At 73.8% G+C, this 2,989-nt stretch carries 2 protein-coding genes and 1 pseudogene; all 3 read right to left on the minus strand.

What is annotated here, in order from left to right; genetic code table 11:
* Nucleotides 1–837: pseudogene (locus IH13_RS0114960) on the minus strand (hypothetical protein); the annotation flags it as partial.
* 83 nt (nucleotides 838–920) lie between these two features.
* Nucleotides 921–1,832, minus strand: a complete 912-nt coding sequence (locus IH13_RS0114965) for a hypothetical protein (RefSeq protein ID WP_031084644.1) — start codon at nucleotides 1,830–1,832, stop codon at nucleotides 921–923.
* A 109-nt stretch (nucleotides 1,833–1,941) separates the two neighbouring features.
* Nucleotides 1,942–2,989: hypothetical protein (locus IH13_RS37525; protein ID WP_031084645.1), on the minus strand; the 1,048-nt coding region annotated here is incomplete at its 5' end.

The raw sequence follows: 2,989 nt of genomic DNA on the forward strand, positions 1-2,989 counted from the left end.
CAGCTTGTCGCCGAAGCCGCTGACCAGGTCGGCGAGGCCGTCGGTGTCACGCGTGTCGGTGACGGCGCGCAGCAGGAGGTCGGTGAAGTCGGAGTCCTTCTTGACGGCGAACAGGCCCGCCGCCTCGCCCTCGTCGGCGTTCATCTCACGCTGGTAGCGGAAGAGTTCGGGGTCCAGGCCCAGGTCGCCGAGGTGTTCGTTCCAGCGGTCGTGGATCTCCTCCCAGTGCACGTCGAGGTGCTGGTAGAACTTCCCGGCGTCCATGAGGGCGTCCCGGAAGCCCTTCATGGTGCGGCGCCTGCCCTGGGCTCCGGAGGCCCCTTCGACGGGGCGGCCCACCGAGGTGGCCTCGGCGACGGGGAGGCTGTCGAGGCTGAGGCCGGGCCCGGGACGGAAGGAGTACCAGGCCTCGGCGAACTTGCGCGGGTCGTTGGAGACCTGGCGCCCGCGCCATTCGCTGACCTTGCCGACGACGACGCACTCGCCGGTGAGTGTGTGCTGCCACTCCAGGGCGACGTGTCCGCAGTCGTCGGCGAGCAGGAACTTGCGCAGGACCCCGGAGCTGGCGCCGCCCAGGGTGTTGCGGTGGCCCGGCAGCATCACCGAGAAGATCAGCTTGAGCAGGACGGACTTGCCGCCGCCGTTCTCCAGGAAGAGCACGCCCGCGGGCGCGGGTCGGCGCGGCGGGCCGACCGGTTCCTCCTCGAAGAACTCCGCCTGCGCCGGAGCGGGGTCGGGGACGGGCTCCCCCACGCCGCGCAGGTCGAGCACGGTGTCGGCGTAGCGCGCGCCGGCGGGTCCGATGGAGTAGAGGCGGACCCGGGACAACTCGTACATGGCGGCGGACTCTCGTCGTTCAGGAAGCGGGTGGGGCAGCGGCGCCGTCGGCGCGTGCGGGCTGGAGGGGAGCGGGCTCTTCGTCAGGAGTGGAAGGGCAGGCCCGCGTCGGCGGCCAGCTCCAGGCCGTCGGCGTCGGGCGGTGGCAGCAGCGTGGCCGAACCGTCGGTGACCGGGACGACTCCGAGTTCCAGCAGCTCGGCCATGGCCGCGCCGCCCGCCATGTCGCGTACCTGGAGCTGGTAGCGGGCGGTGGTGCGGTAGGTGCCGCCCGCCTCGTCCCCGGTGCGCTGGAGGAAGCCGGAGTCGGCGAGGAAGGCGGCGGCCTTGCCGATGATGCCGGTGGTGGATCCGGCGAGCCGCCGGGCGTCCTTCGTGGCCCCGGTGGAACTGCGGCGGGCGTACACGCGCCAGCCGGATTCCAGGCCGGGTGCGTCGGTGGCGGGGTCGGTGTTGTCGCCGTGCTCCGCCGCGCGCTCCTCCAGACGGTGGCAGGCCTGGCGGACGAAGGCGTCGACCCCGTTGACGGTGATGCGGCCGATGTAGGCGTCGTCGGCGAGGTCCTCGGGGCGCGGGAAGGCCATGGCGGCGACGGCGAGGTGGGCCAGTCCGTGCAGGAAGCGGTCGGCGGTGTCCGAGGAGGCGCGCCGGGCGTAGTCCCCCATGCGTACGGCGAAGACGGAGTCCTCGCCGGCGGTCACGGCCATGCCGGCGCGGGTGGAGACCTCCAGGACGACGAGTCCGAGCCCGGTGGCGACGGCGTCGGCGAGCCGGGCGAAGGAAGGGTCCTCGCGGTAGCGGCGCAGCAGTTCGGTGTACTCGGCGTCGCGGGCCGGCATCAGCTTGGGCTGCAGTCCGAAGGAGACGAGCCGGGCCGCGTCGGCCGCGTCCGCGGGTGTGAGCGCCGGGCCGGCGGCCTGCGGGGCGGCTTCGGCCGGGTACGCGGGCTGCGGGTCGCCCCACGCGTCGACGGGCTCGGCGTGCTGCTCGGTCACTGCGGTGGCTCCTCGGTACGGGTGGTGCGGCGCTCTCGGTGCGTTCCGGTGGGGGCCCGGCCGGTGGGGGCCGGGCGGGCCCCGGGGCGTGGGCGGCGAGCGGGTCCGCTCATGAGGCGTCCTTGCGGTCCGCCGCCATGCCGGCGGCGTCCAGCTGGGCCGTGCCCACTATCAGGTCGGCGCCGCCGAACTCCGGATCGTCGAGCGGTGTGCCGTCGTCGACCGCGAAGAGGAGCCTGCGCTCGCCCTGGCGGTAGGCGGTGCCGACGGGCGGGCTGGCCGCGTGGACCGCGAGCAGGGCGACCAGATAGGGCAGCTCGGGGTCGCTCAGGCGGGCCTCGGCCAGCAGTCCGGAGAGCCGGCGGGGCACGTCGTGGTCCAGGTCGAGCAGCTCCATGGCGTGCGCGAGCTGTTCCTCGCTGAACCGGCTGTCGTCGGGGGTGGCGATGAGGTCGGGTTCGGGCATCTCGGCGCCCAGGTGCTCCCGCTCGACCGGGGGCGTGAGCAGCAGGTCGACGAGGTCGCCGACGCGCACGGAGACGGGGGTGCGCAGTCCCGTCCCGTGTACGAAGAAGGCGTCGGTGACCCGGGACGCCTGGTCGACCGGGAGCGGCAGCACGGGGGCGACGAGCTGGCCGTACAGGTCGAGCCCGACGCGCGCGGTGGGGGCGGCGAACGCCTGCCGGTCCTGCTCGGCGCGGAAGAGCGGCCCGGCCTCCAGCAGCCGGGACTGCAGCTGGGTGTGCCGGCGGATGCAGTCCTTGACGATGTCGACGAGCTCGGCGGCGCGCCGCTTGTGCTCGGGCTCCTCCGCCTCGTCCCTGGCCTTGCGGATGTTGGTGAGGATCGCGTTCTCGTGGCGGTAGCGGTCGGCGACGTGGTCGAGCGCCTCGGCGATCATGTCGGGGACGGCGTTGAGCCAGTCGACGGCGCGGACGTTGCGCCGGGTGGCCTCCAGCGTCCGGCGGAGCGTCTCGGCGTACTGGACGGTGCGGTAGCGGGCCTGTTCGGCGGCGAGTTGGGCGTCGGCGAGGCGGCCCCGGCTGATGAGGACCTCCAGCTTCACCTCGGCGGCGATCTGCGCGCTGGTGACGTCGGTGTCCAGGGCACCGACCAGGACGTTGACCGCTTCGTCGGTGGCGCGGAGGTAGACGCTG

Origin of the sequence: Streptomyces sp. NRRL WC-3549 (assembly GCF_000721935.1) — a bacterium.
Taxonomy (GTDB): Bacteria; Actinomycetota; Actinomycetes; order Streptomycetales; family Streptomycetaceae; genus Streptomyces.